13 protein-coding genes are annotated in these 24,666 nt (G+C 68.4%); all 13 read left to right on the forward strand.

Translation table 11 applies throughout. The features are described from left to right. Window positions 1-174 precede the first annotated feature (174 nt). The 13 genes from V9L21_RS18315 to V9L21_RS18375 all read left to right on the forward strand — a co-directional run bounded on the left by V9L21_RS18315 (window position 175) and on the right by V9L21_RS18375 (window position 24,649). Window positions 175-7,512, forward strand: a complete 7,338-nt coding sequence (locus V9L21_RS18315; RefSeq protein WP_443305148.1) for an amino acid adenylation domain-containing protein — start codon at window positions 175-177, stop codon at window positions 7,510-7,512. Then, complete coding sequence (locus V9L21_RS18320) at window positions 7,509-12,512, forward strand: amino acid adenylation domain-containing protein (protein WP_337314280.1); 5,004 nt, start codon at window positions 7,509-7,511, stop codon at window positions 12,510-12,512. Before V9L21_RS18315 ends, V9L21_RS18320 begins: the two co-directional genes overlap by 4 nt. 5 nt (window positions 12,513-12,517) lie before the next feature. Next, a complete protein-coding gene (locus tag V9L21_RS18325) occupies window positions 12,518-13,234 on the forward strand; it encodes a 4'-phosphopantetheinyl transferase family protein (protein ID WP_337314282.1) in 717 nt (238 codons plus the stop codon). Further along, window positions 13,231-14,049: an alpha/beta fold hydrolase gene (locus V9L21_RS18330; RefSeq protein WP_337314284.1), complete on the forward strand. Its 819-nt coding sequence runs from the start codon at window positions 13,231-13,233 to the stop codon at window positions 14,047-14,049. Before V9L21_RS18325 ends, V9L21_RS18330 begins: the two co-directional genes overlap by 4 nt. Continuing rightward, window positions 14,042-14,968: a hypothetical protein gene (locus V9L21_RS18335; protein WP_337314286.1), complete on the forward strand. Its 927-nt coding sequence runs from the start codon at window positions 14,042-14,044 to the stop codon at window positions 14,966-14,968. The genes V9L21_RS18330 and V9L21_RS18335 overlap by 8 nt, the downstream gene beginning before the upstream one ends. A 47-nt stretch (window positions 14,969-15,015) precedes the next feature. Beyond that, window positions 15,016-16,206, forward strand: coding sequence for a polysaccharide biosynthesis/export family protein (locus V9L21_RS18340; RefSeq protein ID WP_337314288.1), 1,191 nt, complete (start codon window positions 15,016-15,018; stop codon window positions 16,204-16,206). Between the two features lie 40 nt (window positions 16,207-16,246). Next, a complete protein-coding gene (locus V9L21_RS18345; RefSeq protein WP_337314290.1) occupies window positions 16,247-18,562 on the forward strand; it encodes a polysaccharide biosynthesis tyrosine autokinase in 2,316 nt (771 codons plus the stop codon). Beyond that, on the forward strand, window positions 18,559-19,221 hold the full coding sequence (locus V9L21_RS18350) for a sugar transferase (protein ID WP_337314291.1): 663 nt from the start codon (window positions 18,559-18,561) through the stop codon (window positions 19,219-19,221). Before V9L21_RS18345 ends, V9L21_RS18350 begins: the two co-directional genes overlap by 4 nt. Before the next feature lie 66 nt (window positions 19,222-19,287). Then, window positions 19,288-20,265 carry a GDP-L-fucose synthase family protein gene (locus V9L21_RS18355; RefSeq protein WP_337314293.1) on the forward strand — a complete coding sequence of 326 codons (978 nt, stop codon included), beginning with the start codon at window positions 19,288-19,290 and terminating at the stop codon, window positions 20,263-20,265. 37 nt (window positions 20,266-20,302) lie between these two features. Continuing rightward, complete coding sequence (locus tag V9L21_RS18360; RefSeq protein ID WP_337314295.1) at window positions 20,303-21,631, forward strand: hypothetical protein; 1,329 nt, start codon at window positions 20,303-20,305, stop codon at window positions 21,629-21,631. A gap of 9 nt (window positions 21,632-21,640) precedes the next feature. After that, the gene (locus tag V9L21_RS18365) at window positions 21,641-22,735 is read left to right on the forward strand and encodes a glycosyltransferase (RefSeq protein WP_337314297.1); all 1,095 of its coding nucleotides are present in this window, start codon (window positions 21,641-21,643) and stop codon (window positions 22,733-22,735) included. Beyond that, window positions 22,735-23,676, forward strand: a complete 942-nt coding sequence (locus V9L21_RS18370; RefSeq protein WP_337314299.1) for a hypothetical protein — start codon at window positions 22,735-22,737, stop codon at window positions 23,674-23,676. Before V9L21_RS18365 ends, V9L21_RS18370 begins: the two co-directional genes overlap by 1 nt. 40 nt (window positions 23,677-23,716) lie before the next feature. After that, window positions 23,717-24,649: a hypothetical protein gene (locus V9L21_RS18375; RefSeq protein WP_337314301.1), complete on the forward strand. Its 933-nt coding sequence runs from the start codon at window positions 23,717-23,719 to the stop codon at window positions 24,647-24,649. The last annotated feature ends 17 nt before the right edge of the window (window positions 24,650-24,666 follow it).

The raw sequence follows: 24,666 nt of genomic DNA on the forward strand, positions 1-24,666 counted from the left end.
TTTACTTAATGCAATTTTTCCGTATTCAATGTATTAGCAGATTTTACTCATTCGAGCTTTTTCATGAAACTTCATTCGGTTTTTTCGGTGCAATTCGAAGCCCCCCAGCTTTCGCTTGGCGACCTGTTCATTTCGCTGCCCGGTTCGGCAACGGCAGAGCGAATTGGCAGCTCAATGGCAGTCGCACCGAAAAATCTACGGCATTGGAGCCAATGGGCAGCAGCCGCCGGTCAATTGCCGGACACCCCATTTGCAGCAGCCTGGCTCCTGTTGCAGGCGCGCTGGCTCGGCGCCCAGCAAGTGGTTCTGCACGAAGCGTCGGCACACCCCTCGCAAGCAGCCGCAAGGCACACCACGCTTGCCGAGACGTTCGATCCCGCACAGCCGGCAAGTGCATGGCTGGCCATGCTCGACCAGAAGCGGCGCCAGGCCGCTGAAGCACTCGAAGCAGACACGCCCGAGTCCTCGCCAAGTTGTCTCTGGCTGCGCGGCGAAGCCGTCGCCCCCTCACTCCAGGCACCCCTTCACCTCTGGCTGAACGCCGCATCCGACACGCCGTGCCTCCACGCCGACGCGGCGGCAGGCCTTCTGGATGCCGCATCCATCGAGCAATTGCTGGCGTCCATCGCCGACACGGCCGCTGACCTGCTCAGCCGACCCGACGCACCGCTTGGCGACATCCGCACCCTGCCCCCGGCTGACCGCGAGCAACAGCTCGTCGCCTGGAACACGCCGCTCGCTCCGCTGGATCGCCAACTCAACGCTGCGCAAATGTTCAGCCGCCAGGCCGCCGCCACGCCCGATGCGCCGGCCCTTGCCGAAGGCGATGCGCAGATGAGCTACAGCGAGCTCGAGTGCCGCTCCGGCCAGCTCGCCCAACGCCTGCAGCAAATGGGTGTGCAGACGGGTGACGCCGTCGGGCTGTTGCTCGACCGTTCAATGGCGGCCGTGGTGGCCCAGTTGGGCGTTCTCAAGGCGGGCGCGGCCTACGTGCCGGTGCCGACGGACTTTCCGGCCGAGCGGATTGCCTACATGCTGGCCGAAGCGAATGCGCAGCTGACCATCGCCGCACCTGCGCACCGCCATCTCGTGTCTGAGTCGATGGCCGTGCTGGTGCTCGACGAGTCCGCAGAAGTGCCCGACGGCGCCGAAGGCAATGCTGCGCCTGCTTCGTGGAAGGCCCCGGCCATCGACGGCGAATCGGTGGCGTACGTGATGTACACCTCGGGCTCTACCGGCGCGCCCAAGGGCATCGAGATCTGTCATCGCGCGATTCTTCGCCTGGTAGTCGATGCCGGCTACGTCGACCTGGCCCCCGGCCGCGCCATGTTGCATGCCGCGCCGCTCGGCTTCGATGCCTCGACGCTCGAAGTCTGGGGGCCGCTGCTCAACGGCGGCTGCTGCGTCATTCACGACGAGCGCGTGCCCACGGGTGCCGGCCTTGCCCGCACCATTGCACGCCACAACGTGCACACCGCCTGGCTCACGGCGGCGCTGTTCAATGCGGTGATCGACGACAACCCGGCGCATCTCTCGGGCCTGCGGCACCTGCTTACCGGCGGCGAAGCTCTTTCGGTGCCGCATGTGCGGCGCGCACTGGCCGCGCTTCCGCAGCTCGCGCTGAGCAACGGCTACGGGCCGACCGAGTGCACGACCTTCGCGGCCACCTACCGCATTCCCGCCCCGCTGCCCGCCGACCTGCGCTCGGTGCCGCTCGGGCGGCCCATCAAGGACACGGTGCTGCGCGTGCTGAGCCCCACGATGGCCCTGCTTCCCACGGGCCTGGTGGGCGAGCTCTGCATCGGCGGACACGGACTGGCGCGCGGCTACCTGCGGCAACCCGCGCTGACGGAAGAACGCTTCGTGCCCGACCCGTTCGGCGCGCCGGGCGAGCGCCTGTACCACACGGGCGACCTTGCGCGCTGGCTGCCCGACGGCACCATCGAGTTCATCGGCCGGCGCGATGGGCAGGTCAAGATCCACGGCCACCGTATCGAAACCGGCGAGGTGGAGGCAGCCATCCTCGCCCACCCGGCCGTAAAGAACTGCGCCGTTGTCGCGCGGCCCGATGCCGACGGGCAGTTGAGCCTCGTCGCCTACCTTGTTGCGCGCTCGCAAGAAAAGCTCTCGTGGGAGGCGCTGCGCGCGCACCTGGCGGCCCGCCTGCCCGCGGCCTTGGTGCCCTCCGCACAAGTGTGGCTCGAGCAGCTGCCGGTCACCGCCAACGGCAAGCTCGACCGCAAGGCGCTGCCCGAACCAGCCGGCGACCGGCCCGACCTTGCACAGCCGTTCGAAGAAGCGCGCAACGCCACCGAGCAACGCGTGTGCGAAGCCTTTGCGCGCGCGCTGCGCATTGCCAAGGTGGGCCGCAACGACAACTTCTTCGACCTGGGCGGCGATTCGATGCGCGTGCTGCAGGTGCTGGCCGATCTGCAGCGGGACAGCGCAAAGCCGCTTTCGACCAATCTCTTCTTCCGCTATCCGACGCCGGCCGCAATGGCGGCTCAGTTGGCGTCCGCCGGTGATGCGGCACCCGCAGCCATCAATCGGCCACGCACATCCCAGGCGGCGAACACGTCCGACTTGCAAGACGCCGTGGCGCTGATCGCCACCGCAGGCCGCTTTCCGGGCGCCGCGGATGTCGAGCAGTTCTGGGACAACCTGGTTGCCGGCCGCGACACCATCAGCTTCTTCGACGACGAGACGCTCGATGCCGGCGTGTCCGAGGCCCTGCGCACCGACCCGGCCTATGTGCGTGCCCGCGGCGTGATCGAAGGCATCGAGAACTTCGACGCCGCCTTCTTCGGCATCGGCCCGAAGGAAGCGGCGCTGATGGACCCGCAGCAGCGCGTGTTCCTCGAGATCTGCTGGGAGTGCCTGGAACGCGCCGGCTATGTGCCCGACGCGGCCCCCGGCCCCGTGGGCGTGTATGCCGGCATGTACAACGCCAGCTACTTCCAGCGCCACGTGAGCACGCGGCCCGACCTCATCGAAGCCGTGGGCGAGTTCCAGGTGATGCTGGCCAACGAGAAGGACTACATCACCACGCGGGTGGCCAACCGGCTCAACCTCACCGGCCCCGCGGTGAGCGTGCACACCGCCTGCTCGACATCGCTGGTGGCCGTGGCGCATGCCTTTCATGCGCTGCGCACGGGCCAGTGCTACATGGCGCTGGCGGGCGGCGCGTCCGTTACCTGCCCCACGCGCAGCGGCTACCTCTACCAGGAGGGCTCGATGCTCTCGCCCGACGGCCGCACGCGCAGCTTCGATGCGCAGGCCCAGGGCACCGTGTTCAGCGACGGCGCCGCGGTGGTGCTGCTGAAGCGCCTGGCGGACGCGCAGGCCGACGGCGACACCATCTACGCGGTGCTGCGCAGTGCCGCTGTCAACAATGACGGCGGCGCCAAGGCGAGCTTTACCGCGCCGAGCGTCGACGGCCAGGCCGCGGTGATTCGCGCCGCACTGGCTGCGGCCAATGTGGAGGCGCGCAGCATCTCGTATGTAGAAGCGCACGGCACGGCCACGCCAATGGGCGACCCCATCGAAGTCGAGGCGCTGACCTGTGCCTATGGCGAGCACACCGATGCACTGGGCTTCTGCGCGCTCGGCTCGCTCAAGAGCAACGTGGGGCACATGGTCACGGCCGCCGGAGCCGCAGGAATCATCAAGGCGGCGCTGTCGCTTCACCACGAAGCGATTCCGCCGACGGCGCACTTCACCGCGCCGAACCCGTCCATCGACTTTTCGCGCACGCCCTTCTACGTCACGCCAAGCCTCCAGCCGTGGCCGCGCGCCGCAGAGCCGCGCCGCGCAGGCGTCAGCTCCTTCGGCGTGGGCGGCACCAACGCTCACGTCATCGTCGAAGAGGCGCCGCCGCGTCCCGCTTCGCCAATCGCAGTCGGCCCGCAGGTGCTGCCGCTTTCGGCCCGCTCGGAGGCGGCGCTTGCCGTGGCCGCGGAGCAGCTGGCCGCGCACCTCGATGCAACCCCCGGGCTGCCGCTGGCCGATGTCGCCTACACGCTGGGCGTCGGCCGCAAGGCACACGCGTTCCGGCGCGCGGTGGTGGCCAGCGACGCGGCCGAAGCCGTTGCCGCGCTGCGCGGCAGCGACAGCACATGGCGCGTCAGCGGCCACATCGATTCGCGCGCGCCGCAGCTGGTGCTGATGTTCCCCGGCCAGGGCGCGCAGTACGCCGGCATGGGCAAGAACCTGTACGCGAACGACCCGGTCTTTGCCGCCGCGTTCGATGCTTGCGTGAAAGCCTTCGGCAGCGCGCTCGACTTCGACCTGCGCGAACGCATGTTCGAAGGCGAAGCCGATGCGCTGGCCCCCACCGCCGTGACGCAGCCCGCCATGTTTACGCTGGAATACGCGCTGGCACGCAGGCTGCTCTCGCTGGGTGCGCGGCCGCATGCGCTGATCGGCCACAGCGTGGGCGAGTTCGTGGCCGCGGTGCTGGCGGGCGTGATGCGGCTCGAAGACGCCGCCCGGCTCGTCGCTCGCCGCGGCGCGCTCATGCAGGCCCAGCCCGCGGGGGCAATGCTGTCGGTGCGCCTGGGTGCCGAACAGCTCACGGCCAGGCTCGGCGATTCGCTATCTCTTGCCGCAGACAACGGCCCGACAGCTTGCGTGGCCGCCGGCCCCTTCGAGGCGATTGCGGCTTTGCAAGTCTCGCTGCAGGAAGAAGACATTCCGAGCCGCCCGCTGCAAACATCGCACGCATTCCACAGCGCAATGATGGACGGCGCAGTAGCGCCCTTCGAAGCGCTGGTCAGTGAAGTCGCGCTGCACCCGCCGACGATTCCGATCTATTCGACGCTCACCGGCCGCCTGCTCGAAGACGCCGAGGCCACCAGCCCGGCCTACTGGGCCCGCCACCTGCGCGGCACCGTGCACTTTTCGCCGGCCGTGCGCAGCGCCATGGCGCACACGGCGCGGCCGCTCTTCATCGAGGTCGGCCCCCGCAATGCACTGACCACGCTGGTGCGCCAGCACGGCGCCGGCGAGGTGACGCCGCTGCTGCATGGCGAGCCGGCCGACGAGGCCCGCACCCTGCGCCTGGCGCTGGCGCGCCTCTGGACATGCGGCGCCGATGTCGAGTTGTCGCGGCTCGCGGTGCGCACTGGCGCGCAGCGGGTTCGCCTGCCCACCTATCCGTTCGAGCGCAAGCGTTTCTGGGTCGACATCGCGGCCCCCGCAGCAAAGCCGGCCATTCCGCCGGAAGCCGCGCCGCCCGTGCTCGCCCTTTTCGTACCACCCCCCATTTTGGAGACGACCGTGACAGTTGCTGCAGCGCCCCCGCTACCTGTTTCTTCCACATCCGCTTCGTCGGACGCCTCGCTCGACGCGCGGTTGCGGTCCTTGTTCGAGGACATCTCCGGCATCGACATGGCCCAGGCGGAGGGGAACGCCGCCTTCAGCGAACTCGGGCTGGACTCGCTCACGCTGACGCAGGTCGCCACGCAGATCAAGAAGCGCTTCAAGGTGAACCTGAGCTTTCGCCAGCTCATGGAGAACTACCGCAGCCTCGACGCGCTCGGCGCATTCCTGCGGGAAAGCCTGCCGCCCGAACCCGTAGCTGCAGTCGCCACTGCGCCGGTAATCGCTCCGGTAGTCACTCCGGTGTCCGCAGCCGTTTTCGCGCCTGCGGCAACGGCGATCACCGTGCCAGCCGCCGTGCATCCGTCGCCCGTTTTCACGCCGCTGCAAGCCAGCGGAATCGGCGCCACACCACTTGTACAACTGGTTACGCAGCAAATGGAATTGATGCGTCAGCAGCTCGCGCTGCTGTCTGGCGCCGGGGCGGAGCTGTCGCATGACGTGGCTGCGCAGGCGGTGCAACAGGCAACCCAGCCCGCTGTGCAGGCGGCCATGGCGCAGCCGGTACCCACCTCGCCCGCACTGCCCGCACTGCCCAATGCCGACGAACCCGCCGCAGCCAAGGAGCCGGTGCGCTACGACGTGACGAAGGCGTTCGGCGCCATCGCGCGCATCCACACGCAGCGCACCGCCGAGCCGAGCGGCCGGCAGAAAGCGCGGCTCGCGGCCTTCATGCGCCGCTACGTGGAGCGCACGCAAAAGAGCAAGCAGTTCACCGAAGCCAACCGTCCCCACATGGCCGACCCGCGCGTGGTCAACGGCTTCCGGCCGATCACCAAGGAGATCACCTACCAGATCGTCATCGAGCGCTCCAAGGGGTCGAAGCTCTGGGACCTGGACGGCAACGAATACGTCGATGCGCTCAACGGCTTCGGCATGAACATGTTCGGCTGGCAGCCCGACTTCGTACAGGAAGCCGTGCGCCGGCAGCTCGACGAGGGCTATGAGATCGGCCCGCAGCATCCGCTGGCCGCCGAGGTCACCGCGCTCATCTGCGAGCTCACGGGCAGCGACCGCGCGGCGCTTTGCAACACCGGCTCCGAGGCGGTCATGGCGGCGCTGCGCATTGCGCGCACGGTCACGGGGCGCAGCACCGTGGTGGTCTTTACCGGCTCCTACCACGGCACATTCGACGAAGTGCTGGTTCGCGCCGGCAAGGGCGGCAAGGGCCTCTCGGCCGCGCCCGGCGTGATGAGCGGCATGTTCGGCGACATCCGCGTGCTGGACTACGGCACGCCCGAGGCGCTGGCTTTCATTCGCGAGAACGCCGACGACCTTGCCGCCGTGCTGGCCGAGCCGGTGCAAAGCCGCCGCCCCGACTTCCAGCCGCGCGAGTTCCTGGAAGAAGTGCGCGCCATTACCGCGCAAAGCGGTAGCTGCCTGATCTTCGACGAGGTCATCACCGGCTTTCGCGTCGGGCTGGGCGGCGCGCAAGAACTGTTCGGCATACGCGCTGACCTTGCCACCTACGGCAAGGTGATCGGCGGCGGCTTCCCGGTCGGCGTGATTGCCGGCAAGCGCGAGTTCATGGACGCGCTCGACGGCGGCGCCTGGCAGTACGGCGACGACTCCATTCCCGGCGTGGGCGTGACGTACTTTGCCGGCACCTTCGTGCGGCACCCGCTCGCGCTGGCCGCGGCCAAGGCATCGCTTACCTACCTGAAAGAGGCGGGCCCCGTGCTGCAGATCGGGCTCAGCACCAGCACCTGCACCATGGCCGAGGAGCTCACCGCCTGGTGCGCCGAGGTGGGGGCGCCCATCGCCATCAGGCACTTCGCTTCGCTCTGGCGCGTGAGCTGGCTCGAAGACCATCCGCTGCAAGACCTGCTGTTCGCAATGATGCGCAGCCGCGGCGTGCACATCCTGGACAACTTCCCGTGCTTCCTCACGAGCGCGCACAGCGCCGAGGACATCGCGACCATCCAGCGCGCATTCAAGGAGTCCGTGGCCGAGATGCAGGAATCCGGATTCCTGCCGCGCCGCGCAACGGTCGTCACCGGCTTCGACTACCGCAAGGCCGAGGAAGAGGACGGCTCGGTCCTCGCCCGGGACATCGACGGCCAGCCCTTCTGGTACGTGCCCGACACCACCTCTTCCCCCAGCCATCTGATCAATGGAAAGGCCACAGCATGAACGCCGTTCTTCGCCCCCCCGTCGCCGCGGGCCTTATCGAATGCGTCATTCCGACGACTGAATCGCAGCGCGAAGTCTGGCTCGGCGCAACGATGAGCACCGAAGCTTCGCTCTCGTACAACGAATCGGTGCTGCTGCGCCTGCGCGGCTCGCTCGACCGCGATGCCATGGCGCGTGCCGTGGCCCGGCTCGTCGAGCGCCACCAGTCGCTGCGCGCCACGGTTTCGCCTGACGGCACCTGCATGCTGGTCGGCCGTCCGCCCGAAGACCCGATGGAGCAAAGGGACCTGAGCGGCCTTTCGCCCGAGGCCCGGGCACAGGCGCTGAAGGACGCGCACGACACCGCGGTGTGCACGCCTTTCTCCTTGGAGCAAGGCCCGCTGTTCCGGGCCGTGCTTTACCGGCTTGGCGATGCCGAGCATGAACTTGTCATGTCGGCGCACCACGTGGTCTGCGACGGCTGGTCCTGGGTGGTCATTACCGAGCAGCTCGGCCATCTGTATGCCGAGCAAACAGGCAACGGCCTGCGGCTCAAGCCCGCGCCAACCTATGCGAGCTTTGCGTCGGAAGAAGCCGCCGAAGCCGCGCATCCCGACATGCAGGTGCATGTGGACTACTGGCTGGAGCGCTTTCCCGGCGGTACCCTGCCCGTGATCGAGCTCCCGCTCGACCACCTGCGCCCCGCCACGCGCACCTTCAGCTCGCGCCGCGCCGAGCGGCTGCTCGACCGCCGCCTGGTGACCGCGCTGCGCTCGATGAGCGCGAAGACCGGCGCCAGCCTGTTCGCGGGCCTGCTCACAGGCTTCGTCGCCACGCTGCACCGCCTCACCGGGCAGGACGACATCGTGGTCGGCATTCCGGCGTCGGGCCAGATCGCGCGCGACATGCCCGACCTGGTGGGCCACTGCGTCAACCTGTTGCCGCTGCGCCTTGCCGCGCACGGGCAGATGCGCTTCGACGCGCTGCTGGGCGAATGCAGCACCGCCGTGCTCGATGCTTTCGATCACCAGGCGCTCACCTACGGCGCGCTGCTGGGCAAGCTTGCGCTGCAGCGCGACCCGAGCCGCCTGCCGCTGGTGAGCGTGGTGTTCAACGTCGACCCCGACGTCGCCAGCAGCACGCAGGCCTTCACAGGCCTGGACGTCACGCAGGACACCATTCCCCGCCAGTACGAGAATTTCGAACTCTTCCTGAACCTGCGCCCGCTCGACGGCGGCCTGCAGATCGAGGCGCAATACAACACCGACCTGTTCGACGAAGCCACCGTTCAGCGCTGGCTCGACATGTTCGAATGCGTGCTCCGCTCGGCTGCACGCAACCCGGGCGAAGCCGTCGGCCGGCTCGAGGTGCTCTCGCCGGAGGGCGCGCAAGAGCTCATCGCGCTGCAGCCGCCGCCCACCGCGCTGGAAGGCGCGCCGCATGCGCTCTCACGCTTCCTGGCGCGCGTGCCGCTGCAGCCTGACCGCCCCGCGGTGCGCGACGGCGCGCGAGTCTTCACCTATGCCGAGCTCGATGCGCAGTCCAACCGGCTTGCGCGTGCATTGCGCGAGCGCGGCGTGCGGCGCGGCCAGCATGTGGGCCTGTGCCTGGAGCGCAGCCTCGAGATGGTCCTTGCAATGGTCGCCGTTCTGAAGGCGGGCGCCGCCTACGTGCCGCTCGACCCCGCGTTTCCGCAGGCCCGGCTCGACCACTACGCCAAGGATGCAAGCCTCAGCCTGCTGCTGACCTCGTCGGACATTGCCGCGGCGCCGCGCAACTGGCGCGACGGCGCGGCCGAGCAGGTGTTCGAGATCGACCGCGACAGCGCCTGGCAACAGGCCTCGGGCGATCCCCTGCCCGCGAGCGAAGACGACGCCGGCCCGGACGACCCTGCCTATGTGATCTACACCTCCGGCTCCACCGGCCTTCCCAAGGGTGTGTCCGCGCGGCACGCATCGGTGGCCAACCTGCTGCAGTGGATGCTGAGAAAGTCCGGCATGAACGCCAGCGACCGCATTGCCGCGGTGACCACGCTGTCGTTCGACATGGCGGTGCCGGACCTGCTGCTGCCGCTGGCCGTGGGCGCCGAGATCGTGATGGTGCAGCGCGAACTGGCCATGGACGGCGTGCGCCTGAGCACGCTGCTCCAGGAAGAGCGGATCAATTTCCTGCAGGCCACGCCCGGCATGTGGCAGCTGCTGCTCGACGCCCAATGGCCGGGCGCGCCGGGCTTTCGCGGCTGGATCGGCGGCGAGCCGCTGCGCCCGAGCTTTGCGCTTGCGCTGTGCGAGCGTCTTTCGGAGCTCTGGAACGGCTATGGACCGACCGAAACCACGGTGTACTCGACGGCCTGGCTGGTCGACCCGAAGGCCGTTGCATCGCGCGGCGTGTCCATCGGCCACCCGGTGGACAACACCGAGATCTGGATTCTCGACGCCGACCTGCAGCCCTGCCCCATCGGCGTGCCCGGCGAAATCTGCATTGCCGGCGACGGCCTCTCGCAAGGCTACATCGACCGGCCCGAGCTCACCGCCGAGCGCTTCGTCACCGCCCGCATCTTCGGCACCGCCAAGCGGCTGTACCGCACCGGCGACCGGGGCCGCTGGCGCAACGACGGGCTGATCCAGCACCTGGGCCGGCTCGACTTCCAGCTCAAGGTGCGGGGCTACCGCATCGAGCCCGGCGAGATCGAGGCGCGCTGCCGCGAGGTGGCCGGCGTTTCGCGCTGCGTGGTCGTGGCGCGCGAAGACAGCCCGGGCGACGTGCGCCTGGTGGCCTATCTTGCGCTCACGCCCGGCGTCGAATTCGATCAGGACGCGCTGATGGCGCACCTGCGCGAACACCTGCCCGCCTTCATGCTGCCGCAGCACGTGGTGGCGCTGAAGACGCTGCCCACGCTGCCCAACGGCAAGGTCGACCGCGTTTCGCTGCCGCCGCCGCAGGCCGTCTCGCGCGACGAGGCACGTCGCGGCGCGGGCCCGCGCACCGATTGCGAACGCAAGGTGCTCGCGACCATGGAAAAGGTGCTGAGCCTGCCCGGCCTGGACATGCGGGACGACTTCTTCGCCATGGGCGGCCATTCGCTGCTGGCTTCGCGCCTCACAACACTGCTGAGCCGCGAGTTCAAGATCACGCTGCCGCTGCGCTCGCTGTTCGAGGCGCCCACGGCCGAAAAGCTGGCCGCGGTGGTCGAGGGCCTGCAAAGCGCGGGCTCTCTCGCACAGGCGCCGCTGCCCTGCCGCATCAACCGCAAGACGGCGCCGCTCACCCCGTCGCAGGAACGCATCCGGTTCATGGAGGACCTGCATCCCGGCCGCTCGGTCTACAACGCGCCCGCCGCCCAGCGCCTGACCGGCAATTTCGATGCGCAGCGTTTCGAGGCCGCGTTCAGGGAAATCATTCGCCGCCAGCCGGCCCTGCGCACCCGCATGGCGACCGATCCGCACACCGGGCAGCCGGTGCAGGCGATGTCGGAGGCAGTGGACTTCGAGCTGCCTTTCATCGACCTGCGCAACCTGCCGGCCGACCAGCGCGAAGCCGAGCTGGCCGATCGCATGCAGGAGCTTGCCGACCGGCCGATCGACATTCACCGCGCGCCCATGATGCATGCGGCGGTGTTCCAACTCGATGCGCATGAGCATGTGTTCGTGTTCGTGCCGCACCACCTGATCTGGGACGGCTGGTCGTTCGACCTGCTCCAGCGCGAGCTCTCCGCCATCTACGACGCGGCGGAACGCGGGCGCCCGCACGGCCTGCCCGCACTTGCCACCACGCACGGCGACTATGCCGAATGGCAGGCCAACTGGATGAACGAGCCCGGCTTCCAGGAGCAGCTCGACTTCTGGCTCAAGCGCTTCGCCGACGCGCCGATGCCGCGCCTGCCCAACACCGACATGCCGCGGCGCTCGGGCAAGAGCGGCCAGGGCGGCGCGCAGTGGATCCGTGTCGACCTTTCGACCACGCAGCAGTTGCGCAAGGTTGCCCGCGACATGGACGTGACGCTGAGCATGCTGACCTTCGGCATCTATGCGCTCACCATGAGTCGGGTCATCGGCTCGGAGTCGATCGTCATCGCCAACCCGGTGCGCGGCCGCCAGCAGCCCGAGACCGAAGACGTGATGGGCTTCTTCAACAACGTGCTGCCGGTCTCTCTGCAGGTCGGCCTGGACCAGCCGCTCGCCGAATTCATGCGCTACGTGAAGCGCGAGCTGCTGTCGATCATGAACTACCAGCAGGTGCCGTTCGAGCGGCTCATGGCGGAGCCCGCCCTGGGCGCCCGCATCCGCGCGGTCGGCCCTTACCAGACGATGTTCTCGTTCCAGGACGCACGCGACCGCGCACGGCGCCTGGGCAGCCTGCAAACCCGCCAGCTGCACCTGATGCAGCACGGCGCCACCGACGACATCGGCATGTGGCTGATGGACAAGCCGCACGGGCTGGAGGGCGCGCTGAACTACAACGCGGACATCTACCTGCGCGAAACCGGGGCACACCTGCGCGACCGCTACCTGGAGTTGCTGCAACGGGCCGCCGCGCATCCCGAAGCCACGCTGGCCGAACTGTCCAGCGAAGAGGGTTCGCCCAGCGCCGTCTACCTGCGCAGGCTCGCCGCGGTAGATCCGGCCAAGGCTTCGGCACCGGCCAATGGCAGCGCCGCCGTTCCGAAGGCGGACGAAACGCTCCTTAACCCGGAGCACGCCCGCCTCGCGCAGATCTGGGCCTCGGTGATCGGCATCGACGTCAACGACATCCGCCCGACCGACAACTTCTTCGACCTGGGCGGGGATTCGCTGCTCGTGCTGCGGGCGCTGCAGCAGACCGAGCAGACGCTGGGCTACCGCGTGCAGTCGCGCCGCTACCTGTTCGAGAACCTCGGCCAGATTGCCGCCTCCGCCCGCGAAGCGCATGACAGCGCCGAGCTGTCGGAGCTCGCGCCGCTGGCCATGGGCAACCTCAAGACCGGTGCGCGCGGCGAGGGCCTGCTCAGCCGCACCTTCGGCGGCTGGCTGCGCAAGGAGTAACGATCATGGGACACGCGGCCTTCGCCCTTTCTTCTGTCGACGCACCGCTTTGCCGGTATTTCGACCTGGATGACTGCGCCGGCCCCGGCGCCGCGCTGATCCTCTCCAAGGAGGAACGCACACGCGCCGGGCAGTTCCGCTTTCCGCAGGAGCGGCAACGCTACGTGGCGGCGCACGCCGCGCTGCGCTATGCGCTGGCCGAGCAGACCGGCGCGCGCGCCGATGCGCTGCGCTTCACGCACAGCGCCTTCGGCAAGCCATCGCTGCTGGGCTGGCCGCGTGTTCATTTCTCGCTGAGCCACAGCCAGGGGCTGGGCCTGATCGCCATCGGCGAGCGCGGCCCGCTGGGTGTGGACGTGGAACAGCTGCGCCCGGTGCCCGACGCATTGGCGCTTGCCGCAACGCATTTCACGCAGCTGGAGAACGAAGCGCTGCGCGCATTGCCCGCCAGCGAGCGCGACCGGGCCTTTCTCACCTGCTGGACGCGCAAGGAGGCCTGCCTCAAGGCCATCGGGCTGGGGCTGATCGTGCCGCCGGAGCGCTTCGAAGTGGGTGTGGACGCGGACTGCCGCAGCGTCGAGGTGCCGGTTGCCGGCCGAATCCTGTGGCTTGTGCTGCAGCCCGCGCCTTCGCGCATGGACAGCGTGGGATCGATCGCCGAATGGCGGCAGACCCACACCCGCGCCAGCATGCCGCGCGGGGCAACGGAGAGCTTTGCATGACCCCCTATCCATTCCTGTTCGGCCCCGCGTCGCGGCAGATCTTCGGCCTGTTCCACGCCGCCGAGGAAGCAGTGCCCGGAAACACCGCAGTGCTCATCTGCCCGCCGTTCGGGCAGGAGGGCATGCGCACCCATCGCTTCTTCAAGGTGCTGGCCGAGCGCCTGGCGCGCGCGGGCATTGCGACCTTGCGCTTCGACTTCTACGGCACCGGCGATTCACCGGGCGACGAGGACGACGGCGAGCTCGACGGCTGGCGGCGCGACCTGTGCTCGGCGCATGAAGAGCTGCGCCGGCGCGCACCGGGAAGCCGCATCGTCTGGGTAGGTGCGCGACTCGGCGCCACCCTGGCCGTGCTGGCGGCTCGCAACGGGCGCTGCGATCCGGCGCGGCTGGTGCTGTGGGAGCCCGTGATCGACGGGCGCCGCTATGCGCGCCTGCTGCGCGAAGAGCATGTGGCAGCCCTCGACACGACCTTCTGCATTCCCGACCTGGCGTGGCGGCGCGACCTTTCGCGCCAGCCCGGCGCCATGCCCGACGAGGCGCTGGGCACCTCGCTTTCCGCCACGCTGCGCACGCAGCTGGCCACGCTCACGCCCGAATCGCTTCCGCTCACGGCCCTGCACGACACGCTGGTGCTCACAGGCCCCGACGACGAGCACACGGCGCAGTGGGCGGCCGAGCAGCAGTCGCGCTACATGCCGGTGCGCCTTGCCTACTTCCAGCACCGGCTCGACTGGACTTCAGACCCCTACCCCAACAGCGCCATGGTTCCGGCCGATGCGCTCAATCGCCTGCAGGGGGCCCTTCATGAATGACATGACGCAAACCCCGGTGCGGTTCGGCGCCGGTAACTCGCTGGTCGGCACCGTCACCATGCCCGCGCAGCAGGTGCCTGCCACCGCCGCATGCCTGATGTTCAACATGGGCGCCAACCATCGCATCGGGCCGCGCCGCATCAACGTGAAGCTGGCGCACGTGCTGGCCGCGCGCGGCGTGAGCAGCCTGCGTTTCGACCTGGGCGGCGTGGGGGACAGCGAGGCGTCCGACTTCTCGCACGACCTGCAGACCCGCGCAATGCATGACCTGCAGGCCGGCATGGACCTGCTCGAGAACACGATGGGCATCCGGCAGTTCGTGATCGTGGCCATGTGCTCGGGCGTGGAGCACGCCATGGCGGTGGCCGAAGCGGACACGCGCGTGGTGGCCATTTCGCTGTTCGACGGCTTCGCGTTCCCGGAATGGCGCTCCCGCCTGGAGCGCACCGTGCGGCGCGCCATTGCGGCCCCTGCGCACCCGGCCTTCGCGGGCAAGGCCAAGCGCTGGCTCCAGCGGCATTTTCTGCGCAGCTACTCCACCAAGGCACTGCCCGGCTTCTTCACGGAAAGAAAGCCGCCGCAAGTCAATGCCATTTGGTTCGGCGCGGCCATGAAGCGCCTGGTCGAGCGGAAGGTGGCGGTGCAGCTGCTGTATTCGGGCTCGCTGCATGTGTCGGACCGCGGCCGCGACCAGTTGGGCCCCTTCCGGCGCGAGGCTTTCGCGCAAGCCCTCCAGTACGAGTTCATGCGCGAACTCGACCACACCTTCTGCACGGCAAAGGGGCAGCAGCTCTTTCTCCAGTCGGTCGGCGACTGGGTGACCGCATGCGCCTCGGGCGCCGGTGCCGAGCGCCGCGCCGTGAGCCCCACGCCGGCCGTTGCCGAGCGCCCCCTGCATGGCGCCTACGCGCCGCAGTGAACCCATTCCAGGACTTTCAGGATCCCCCACGAGCAAAGGACCATCCCATGGCACACCTTGACCCAGCCAGTTCTTCGCGCGGCGCACCCGTTGCCCTCGCGTCCGTCCAAGCTTCCACCCGCGCGCGCGTCCGACGCCGGATCGGGTCGGTGGTCGCGTTGGTGCTGCCGCTGTGCCTGGCTGGCTGCGGGATTCCCGGCTTCAAGACGCCGGACACCAGCGGCTGGAGCAGCTCCCACGCGGAAGGCGAGCCGAAGATCGTTCCCATCACGCCCGAGCTGATCCGCACGCGCGCCGCGCAGGAACCGCAGGGCGTGCCGGCGGAAGTGCGCCAGCTCTTCGGCAAGGCACCGGCCTACACGATCGCTCCGGGCGACGTGATCGGCATCGTGGTGTACCGGCATCCGGAACTCATGCCCAACGCGGGCGCCGTGATCTCGCAGCAGTCGGACCCGACGGGCGTGAGCGTGGCACCCGGGTTCATCGTCGACGGATCGGGCGAGATCAGCTTTCCCTACATCGGCCGCACCAAGGTCGAGGGCATGACGGAAAGCGCCGCTTCCGACCTGATCACGCGGCGCATTTCGCCATTCGTGAAAGACCCGCTGGTCAGCGTGCGGATCCAGTCGTTCCGCAGCCGGCGCGTGTACGTGGAAGGCGAGGTTCGCACGCCGGGCCTGCAGATCTTCACCGACGTGCCGATGACGCTTGCAGAGGCGATCAACCGCGCCGGCAGCGTGACCACCGCCGCCGACCGCTCGCGCGTGACCCTCACGCGCGGCGAGCGCACGCTGAACATCGACCTGCCGCTGCTGCAGCGCTACGGCTTCGACGCGAGCCGCATCCCGCTGCAGAACGGCGACCTGGTGAACGTAGGCACCCGCGAGGACAGCCGCGTGTATGTGATGGGCGAGATCCGCAACCCCTCGGCCCTGCTGATGCGCAACGGCCGGCTGAGCCTGAACGAGGCCTTGGGCGATGCGGGCGGGCCCGACCTGCTGACCTCATCGCCCGGCCAGATCTACGTGGTGCGCAACTCGCGCGGCGAGGTGCCCGAGATCTACCACCTCGACGCGAAGAACCCGGTGGCGCTGGCGCTGGCCGACCGCTTTCCGCTGCAGGCGCGCGACGTCGTCTACATCGACCCGGTGCCGCTGGTGCGATGGAACCGCGTCATCAGCCTGATCCTTCCCGCCGCGCAGGTCGTGAACCTTGGCGGCACGGCAAGCCGCCGCTGAACCCTCCCTCCCCGTCCAGGCAACCCCAAAAGGTGATCTCATGAATGCGCACTGGCAACCCATGGTTACCGCCCCCACAGATGCGGCACCGGCTTCCGAGCAGCCTCCTTCAAGACTGCGGGAGCATATCGACCTGCTGATCGACAACCGATGGAAGATCGCGAAGATCACCGCGGTCGCCCTGCTGATCGGCGCGACCTACGCGATGTTCGGGCCGCGCGTGTACGAAGCCAACGTGCTCATCCAGGTCGAAGACCCGGAGCGCTCGGGCGGCACGTTGGTCGGCGACTCGGCGAGCAGCGCGCTGAACGCCAAGACGCCGACCGCGGGCGAGGCCGAAATCCTGAAGTCGCGCCTGGTGCTCGGGCAGGCCATCGAGAACACCAAGCTCTACATCGAGGCCGAGCCGCTTTATGTGCCGATCGTCGGCCCCTGGCTGGCACGCCGCGCGAAGACGCTCTCCGAACCCGGCTTCGCGGGCCTTTCAGGCTACGTGAGCGGCAACGAGCGCATCGTGGTCGCGCAGATGGACGTGCCGACGGACCTGGAGGGCACGCGCTTTCTTTTGACCGCGGGCGAGAACGGCGCCTACACGCTGACGCATCCCAAGCTGGATGCGCCGCTCGAAGGCAAGGTCGGCACGCCGCTCGACGCCGAAACGCCGCTCGGCCCGGTGCACCTGCTGGTGGGCTCCGTCTCGGGGCTGCCGGGTGCCGCGTTCTCGCTGGTGCGCCAGTCTAAGCAGCTCACCCTGCTCGAGCTGCAGAAGGACCTGCGCGTGATCGAGAAAGGCAAGCAGTCCTCGGTGATGGACGTGAGCTGGCAAACCGGCAACCGCACGCAGCTGGCCAACCTGCTCAATGAAGTCGCGCGGCTCTATGTGCGCGTGAACATCGACCAGAAGACCGCACAGGCCCAGCGCGCGCTCAACTTCCTGGGCGGCGAGCTGCCCAAGTTCAAGCAACAGCTGGAAGACTCCGAAGAGGTCTACAACCAGTACCGCAACCGCAACGGCACGATCAGCCTCGACGACGAGGCGCGCAACGCGCTGTCGCAGAACATCGAGCTGCAGACGAAGCTCTTCGACGCAACGCAGAAGCGGCTGGAGCTGACCGAGCGCTTCACGGCCCGCGACCCGAGCGTCATGACCATCGACGCGCAGATCGCCTCGCTGAAGAAGGCGCTCGGCGGCGTGGAACAGCGCATCCGCCGCATGCCGATGATGCAGCAGGACTCGCTGCGCATGCAGAGGGACATCAAGGTCAACACCGACCTCTACGTGTCGCTGCTCAACAGCTCGCTGCAGATGCGGCTCGCCAAGGAAGGGCGCATCGGCAACGTGCGCGTGCTCGACCAGGCGCTGACGCCTGAAAAGCAGATCCGGCCCAAAGCCTCGATCACCATGGCGCTTGCGCTGCTGGCGGGCCTGTTCATCGGTGCGGCCTCGACCTTCATGCGCAGGTCATGGCGCAACACTATCGCGAGCCCGGCCGAGATCGAAACGCACACCGGCCTGGACGTGTACAGCACCGTCACGCTGAGCGACCAGCAGCGCCATCTCGACCGCGCCGTGCTCCAAGGCAAGCCCGGCGTGCACGTGCTGGCGGCGGCTCATCCCGACGACCCGGCGCTGGAGGGACTGCGGCGGCTGCGCACCGCGCTGAAGTTCGCGATGCCGCGCGCGCTGAACAACCGGATCATGATCTCCAGCGCCACGCCCGGCGCGGGCAAGACCTTCGTGTCGGCCAACCTTGCGGCGGTGCTTGCATCGAGCGGCCGGTGCGTGCTGCTGATCGATGCCGACCTGCGGCGCAGCAGCGTGGCACCCCGCTTCGGCCTGAGGCGCAATGGCGGGCTCTCGGAGCTGGTGCAAGGCTCCATCGAGCTCGACGGCGCCATCCACAAGGGGGTTCTGCCGCATCTCGACGTGATGACGACAGGGGCACTGCCGGTTGACCCGACCGGCGTGCTCACGAGCGATGCCTTCGCCCGCGTGCTCGAGAAGGTCTCGGCCCGCTACGACGTGGTGATTGTCGACACGCCGCCCATGCTGCTCGCATCGGAAACGGCCGAGATGGCGACCTGCATGGGCACCCTGCTGATGGTTGCGCGCGCCGGCGACAACGAGCTGGGCGACCTGACCGAAAGCGTGAAGCAGCTGCGGCACGCGGGTGCGCATTTCCAGGGCGTGGTGCTCAATGCGCTGGACACCCGCCGGCGCTACTACGGCAGCCTTGCCTACCGGTATGGCGCCTACCGCCTGCGGGCGCACGACTACCCGACCGCGCCGCCGGAACTGCCCCGGCCCGCAACGCCGGTCGCGGCCTCTGCCGCGGCGGAGGGAGCGACAGCGTGAACACCCTGCCATCGAATGCTCCCGTCCAGTGGGCGGGCAACTCGCGGTTGCTGATGGCCACCAAGCGCGGTGCGGACATCGCAATGGCGAGCTGCTTCTTCCTCTTCCTGGGGTGGGTCTATGCGCTGGTGTGGCTCGGCGTGCTGCTGACCTCCGGCAGCCCGGCGATCTACAAGCAGCCGCGCTACGGCCGCGACGGGCGCGTCTTCAGCTTCTACAAGTTCCGCTCGATGGTGGCCGACTCCGACGCGGTGCTGGCGCGCCACCTGCGCGAGAACGAAGAGGCGCGCCGGCAATGGGACATGTACCAGAAGCTGGAGCATGACCCGCGCATCACGCCCTTCGGCGCGTTCCTGCGCAAGTACAGCCTCGACGAGCTGCCGCAGTTCTGGAACGTGCTCAAGGGCGACATGAGCATGGTCGGCCCGCGCCCCTGCATGTTCTCGCAGAAGGACCTGTACGGCCCTTACTGGGGCCACTACTGCTCGGTGCGCCCGGGCATCACCGGCCTGTGGCAGGTGAGCGGGCGCAGCGAGGTCAGCTACCGGCGCCGCGCCGCCATGGACGCCGACTACGTCGCCACGCTGTCCCTGCGCCAGGACGTGGTGATCCTGCTGAAGACCTTCCTGGTGGTTGCCGGCGCAAAGGGTTCCGGCTAGGCGTCGGGGCCCCACGCACTCCTTGTTCCGACCATCTCAATCCTCAACCTTCAACCGAAAGAACATATGCGTATATACGTTGCTGGTCATCGCGGCATGGTGGGTCAGTCGCTCATGAAGCGCCTGCGGGGCCTCGGGCACGAGGTCGTCACGCGCGGACGCGAGGAGCTCGACCTGCTCGACCAGGAGGCAGTGCGCCGGTTCTTCGCCACCGAGCAGATCGACCAGGTCTATCTCGCGGCGGCCAGGGTCGGCGGCATCCACGCCAACATGACTTATCCGGCGGAGTTCATCTACCAGAACCTCCTGATCGCCGCCAATGTCACGCACCAGGCGTTCCTTGCGAACGTCAGGCGTCTCCTGTTCCTCGGCTCGAGCTGCATCTACCCGCGGCTTGCCGAGCAGCCCATCCACGAAGATGCGCTGCTCAGCGGCAAGCTCGAGCCGACGAACGAACCCTATGCAATCGCCAAGATTGCAGGCATCAAGCTGTGCGAGAGCTACAACCGGCAGTACGGCGCCTCCCACGGCATCGACTACCGCAGCGTGATGCCGACCAACCTGTATGGGCCCGGCGACAACTACCACGCGCAGAACAGCCACGTGGTGCCGGCCCTCATCAGGCGCTTTCACCTGGCCAAGGCGGAAAACGCACCCGAGGTGGTGATCTGGGGCACCGGCCGCGCGCGGCGCGAGTTCCTCTATGTCGACGACATGGCCGACGGCTGCATCGCGGTAATGGACATGACGCGCGACAGCTACGAGCAGCACACCACGCCCATGTGCGCGCACATCAATCTCGGCACGGGTGAAGACCTGTCGATCGGCGAGCTGGCGGGGTTGATCGGCGATGTCGTCGGCTACCGCGGCCGGATCTGCTTCGACACCTCGCAGCCGGACGGCGCGCCCAGGAAGCTGCTCGACGTGTCGTGCGCCGCCGCCATCGGGTGGCACGCCACCGTGCCGCTCGAAGAAGGCCTGCGCCGCACCTATGCGGCCTACCAGGAGGCGATCCGTCCGGTCCAAGAGATCGCCCACGCCTGAGCCGAACGCCCACACACCGACCGCACAAGGCCCCGTCATGAGAACACTCTGCTTCTGGTTCGGCATTGCGGCTGCGTTCGCTTGCGCCCAGGTAGACCCGGTCTGGGGCTACGCGGCGGTGTGCGTGCTCTCGCTGGTGCAGCTTGCAATGCTCGGCGCCCCGGGAACGAGCACGTTCCTGCTGATCCACTACACCGCGGTGCTCACCTACTTCTCGGTGGCGCCGGCCATGCAGATCGCGGCCGACGTTTCGTTCTGGGACACGGGCGTGATCGGCGCGGGCGCGCACACGCAAGCCCTCACGCTGCTGCTGCTGTACATGGCGGGTGTGGAGGCCGCCAGGTTCGGCATGCACGAGGCGGCAGCCCCGGCCTCCGCGCGCGGGGCCGGCGTGCCCGAGACGCAGATCGCCGGCGTTGCGCACCCCGTGCTGCTGCTGTTGAGCGGCACGGTCGCGGCGTTCGCGTCGCTGTTCATCCGCCCCGACCTGAACTTCATCGCGCGCGGCCTGCCGGACGAAGGCCAGAACCTGCCGGTCGATTTCATCGTCTATTCGACGCTGCCCAAACTCATCGTGCTGATGTGCTTCGTGGCACTGGCCATCCATGCATACCGCCGCCGGACGATCTGGTCGTGGTGCGCCGCCGGCTTTGCGCTGGTGCTGGCCGGCATTGCGGCCTACCCGGTCAACACGCCGCGGCAGATCCTGCTGATCGGCCTGCTGCCGCTTTTCATCTATGCGCTGGGCGTGAAGCGCCGCTGGCTGCTGGCCATGCTGATCTTCGGCGCCATTGCCGGCCTCGGCCCGGTGCTCAACCTGATTTCGCGCGGGAGCTTCTGGGGCGAAACGCTCACCACCTTTCCCTACAGCCAGGACTTCGACGCGATGTACATCGTAGCCGGGCTGCTGGAGCGCGCACCTGAGCCCGAACTCGGTTTTGGCCGCTACCTGTTGTCGGCCTTCTCTTTCATGCTGCCGCGCAGCCTGAAGATGTACCCGGAGTTCGACCCCCTCGGATGGCCGGCCGTGCTGGGCAACTTCTCGCAGAGCAACCTCTCGCTGCCGCCATTCACCACGGCGTACTTCGACTTCGGCCTGGCAGGGCCGGTGATGCTCGGCCTGGCGGTATCGGCCCTGTTCCGCATGCTCGACAAAGTGGCCCAGCCGCATGCCGCGCTGTCTGCCACCTACCTCTGCGCACTGGTGCTGCTGGCTGCATACGTGCCCTTCATGCGGGGGCCGATCCTGGGTTGGGGCCCGTTCGCGGCCTCGGGGCTGATCGCGGCGGTTTTTGCCGGGCTGCTGAGTTCGCGGTTTCGCCAGCCGCGCCGCGGGGCGGCGGTGTACGCGCACGGCACGACGTGAGGTTTCACCATGTACAAATACCTCTTCTACGACTCGATCAGCCTCAACAAGGGCGCGGGCGGCGTGCTGAACGTGTCCGATCTTCTGCTGCGCAGGATGCGCATGTGCAAGGGCGACCACATCCAGCCGATCAGCGAGCGGCACCCGGGCATCTATGCCGCCGCGCAGCGCCTGAAGGTCAGCCGGTTCCTGCTGGAGATACTGCTCTACAACTATCACCGCCTGCGGGCGCTGGTGTCCGGCGAGACGGTGTTCTCGCTGTTCCCCAACTACTTTTTGCCGTTCACGCTTTTCGGGCGCCACCGCGATTCGATCGTGGTGGTGCACGACCTGCAGTACAAGGCCTACCCGCAGTACTTCAGCCGCACCAAGCGCCTGTGGCTCGACTGGTGCCTGCGGCGCGTGGCGCGCAGCGCGGCCGACGTGGTGTTCATCAGCAGAAGCAGCCAGCAGGATTTCGAGCGCTACTTCGGGCGCTGCGAGCACCCGACCGTCATCTTCAACCCGGTCGATGCAACGCGCTCGCCCGGCCCGCCCGGCCCGGTCAAGCCGGCACGCGCGGCAGTTGTCGGCGAGCGCTACCTCATCGCCTCTTACCACTACTACCCGCACAAGAACTTCGACGGCACGCTGAAGCTGTTCGAGCGCATGAAGCGCGAGGGCCTGGTCGACTGGCTGGACGTCACCGGCAACGGCGCGGCCGAAGTGAAGCGGATGGCCGCCCGCATGGACCCCGCCATCAGCGGCTGCGTGCGCCACAGGGGACTGGTCTCGCGCAAGGAGCTGACGCAGCTGTACTGCGGCGCGGCGGCCTTCATTTCGCTGTCGGCCTTCGAGGGCTTCAACCTCTCCGCCGCCGAGGCCGCCACGCTGGGCGTGCCGCTCCTGCTGTCGGACATTCCGGTGCACCGGGAGCTGTTCGGCGACTACGCCTTCTTCATCGGCAACGGCTCCACCGACCTCGACGGGTTGTCGCGCTACCTGGCCGAGCACCGGACCAAGCAGCCGGCCTGGCCGCTCGCAGAAGCCTGCGCGCCGGGCACGGTGGCAAGGCGCTACCTCACGCTCAAGCATGAAGCCGTTTCGCTCGCGGGGGCCATGTAATGACCTGGCTCGCAGGCGCTCTTCGGCGGCCTCTCCCGGCAGGGCTGCTGTGCGCGGCTTGCGCGGCATCGGCCGCACCGCAGGTGACGGGCTTCGGCGTGATGGTGCATTACCTGCCGGACAAGCAGACCATTGCCGATGTCGCGCGGTTCGATGCCGAAGCGCTTGCCGCGTCGCTCGCACGCATGCGGGCCTCCTACCTCATCCTGACGCTCGGCCAGAACAACGGCCAGTTCATCGCGCCCAATGCGGCGCTGGAGCTGCTGTGCCCCGGCAGCATCGAGAACCGCCCGCCGCGCGACCTGCCGATGGACATCGGCCGCGCCCTGCAGCGCCGCGGCATCGCGCTGGTGCTGTACCTGCCCTTCCGCGCGCCGCAGGGCGACGCCTACCTGATGGATTGCCTGGGCGATGTTTCGGAGCAGAAGCCGCCGCCCGCGCGCTTCATCGCCGGATGGACCGCGGTGGTCCGGGAATGGTCGGAACACTACGGCGCGCTTGCCAAGGGCTGGTGGTTCGACGGTGTCTACAACACAAAGGGCATGTCGGCCGAAGACTGGGACGGGCTCTGCGCCGCCGCGCGCACCGGCGCGCCGAAGCGCTGGCTCGCCTTCAACTCCGGCGAGGGCCCGCAGCGCTTCAGTGCCAAGGCCGCGCCGTGCCAGAACCTCATGGCCGGGGAGCTCCTGCAGCCTCCGGCGCCTTCGGTGCCTTCCACCACTCCCGCATCGGGCCTGGCGTTCCATGTGCTCACGCCGCTCGGCGCGTCGTGGGGCCAGACCACTGCGCCGCGCTTCACGGCCGCCCAGGTGCGCGACTGGATTGCCGACGCGAAAGCGCGCGGCGGCCTGTTCACGCTCGACCTGCCGCTGGACTCGGACTACCGCTTTCTACCCACGCATGTCGCGCTGGTGCGCAGCGCCACCGCGCCGCAGCCCTGAGCGCCGCCCCACTACCAACGCCATTTTTTTTCCATAACCCATGACCAACGCTCTCGCATTCATCGTGGTGGAAGACCGCCAGAACAAGACCCTGCTGCTGTGCCGCGAGTCCGCGGCCCTGGCGCAGGAACACCTCGTCGTATTGGCAGGCACCGACGCCGGGCCCGACTACGAGCGCCTGTGCAGCCACTATGTGCACCTGTCGAGCAACTCGCCGGAGTTCGAGAAGATCTGCTTCCGGCGCTATTTCCTGCTGGCCGAGTACCTCAAGGCGCATCCGGAGTGCCGCGAGTTCGTGCTGATCGACAGCGACGTGCTGCTGTTTCGCGGCGTCGGCGCGCACATCCGGCGCGTGGCCGGAAAGGCGGATTTTTCCGGCTCGTACATGCGCCCCCGCGACGGCTGGGACCCCTGCCAGATATCGCCGCACGTGAGCTACTGGACCGCGATGGGCCTGCAGCGCTTCATCGCCTTTGTGCTCAACACCTACGCCACGCCTGCCGGCCGCCGCAAGCTGCGCGCGATTGCGGCGCGGTTCGCGGCCCGTGGCGTGCGCGGCGGCGTGTCCGACATGACGCTGCTCCACCTCTGGGCCCAGGCGAGCGGCAACGCGGACCCGATCAACCGCGTGTTCGGCGGACGGATGATCGACCACAACATCAACGGCGGCCACAACCTGCTGCTGAACGAATTCCAGGCGCGGGGCGGCGCCAAGCGCATCGTGTACGTCGACGGCCACCCCAGCGTGGTAACGCCGGGCGGCGAACTGGTGAGCGTGATGGCCCTGCACTTCCAGGGCAGCGCAAAGATGGCCATGTCGCACGTGCTGCGCGGCCGCGTGCACACGGTCGCCGCGCTGACATATGCGCTGCAGGCGGCGCGCCGCGCCAAGAACTGGGCCTTCGGCCGCGGCCTGCTCGCGCAGCGTGCCGCCGGCGCGGGCCGGTTTGCGGGCGCCTCCGCGCCGAAATGACGCGCCCGGCACGCAAC

The sequence above is a fragment of the Variovorax sp. CCNWLW235 genome, assembly GCF_037204085.1.
GTDB lineage: Bacteria > Pseudomonadota > Gammaproteobacteria > Burkholderiales > Burkholderiaceae_C > Variovorax.

Coding starts and splice junctions, on each gene's coding strand:
- V9L21_RS18315 (WP_443305148.1), top strand. CDS start 175: ATGGCAGTCGCACCGAAAAATCTACGGCATTGGAGCCAATGGGCAGCA.
- V9L21_RS18320 (WP_337314280.1), top strand. CDS start 7,509: ATGAACGCCGTTCTTCGCCCCCCCGTCGCCGCGGGCCTTATCGAATGC.
- V9L21_RS18325 (WP_337314282.1), top strand. CDS start 12,518: ATGGGACACGCGGCCTTCGCCCTTTCTTCTGTCGACGCACCGCTTTGC.
- V9L21_RS18330 (WP_337314284.1), top strand. CDS start 13,231: ATGACCCCCTATCCATTCCTGTTCGGCCCCGCGTCGCGGCAGATCTTC.
- V9L21_RS18335 (WP_337314286.1), top strand. CDS start 14,042: ATGAATGACATGACGCAAACCCCGGTGCGGTTCGGCGCCGGTAACTCG.
- V9L21_RS18340 (WP_337314288.1), top strand. CDS start 15,016: ATGGCACACCTTGACCCAGCCAGTTCTTCGCGCGGCGCACCCGTTGCC.
- V9L21_RS18345 (WP_337314290.1), top strand. CDS start 16,247: ATGAATGCGCACTGGCAACCCATGGTTACCGCCCCCACAGATGCGGCA.
- V9L21_RS18355 (WP_337314293.1), top strand. CDS start 19,288: ATGCGTATATACGTTGCTGGTCATCGCGGCATGGTGGGTCAGTCGCTC.
- V9L21_RS18360 (WP_337314295.1), top strand. CDS start 20,303: ATGAGAACACTCTGCTTCTGGTTCGGCATTGCGGCTGCGTTCGCTTGC.
- V9L21_RS18365 (WP_337314297.1), top strand. CDS start 21,641: ATGTACAAATACCTCTTCTACGACTCGATCAGCCTCAACAAGGGCGCG.
- V9L21_RS18370 (WP_337314299.1), top strand. CDS start 22,735: ATGACCTGGCTCGCAGGCGCTCTTCGGCGGCCTCTCCCGGCAGGGCTG.
- V9L21_RS18375 (WP_337314301.1), top strand. CDS start 23,717: ATGACCAACGCTCTCGCATTCATCGTGGTGGAAGACCGCCAGAACAAG.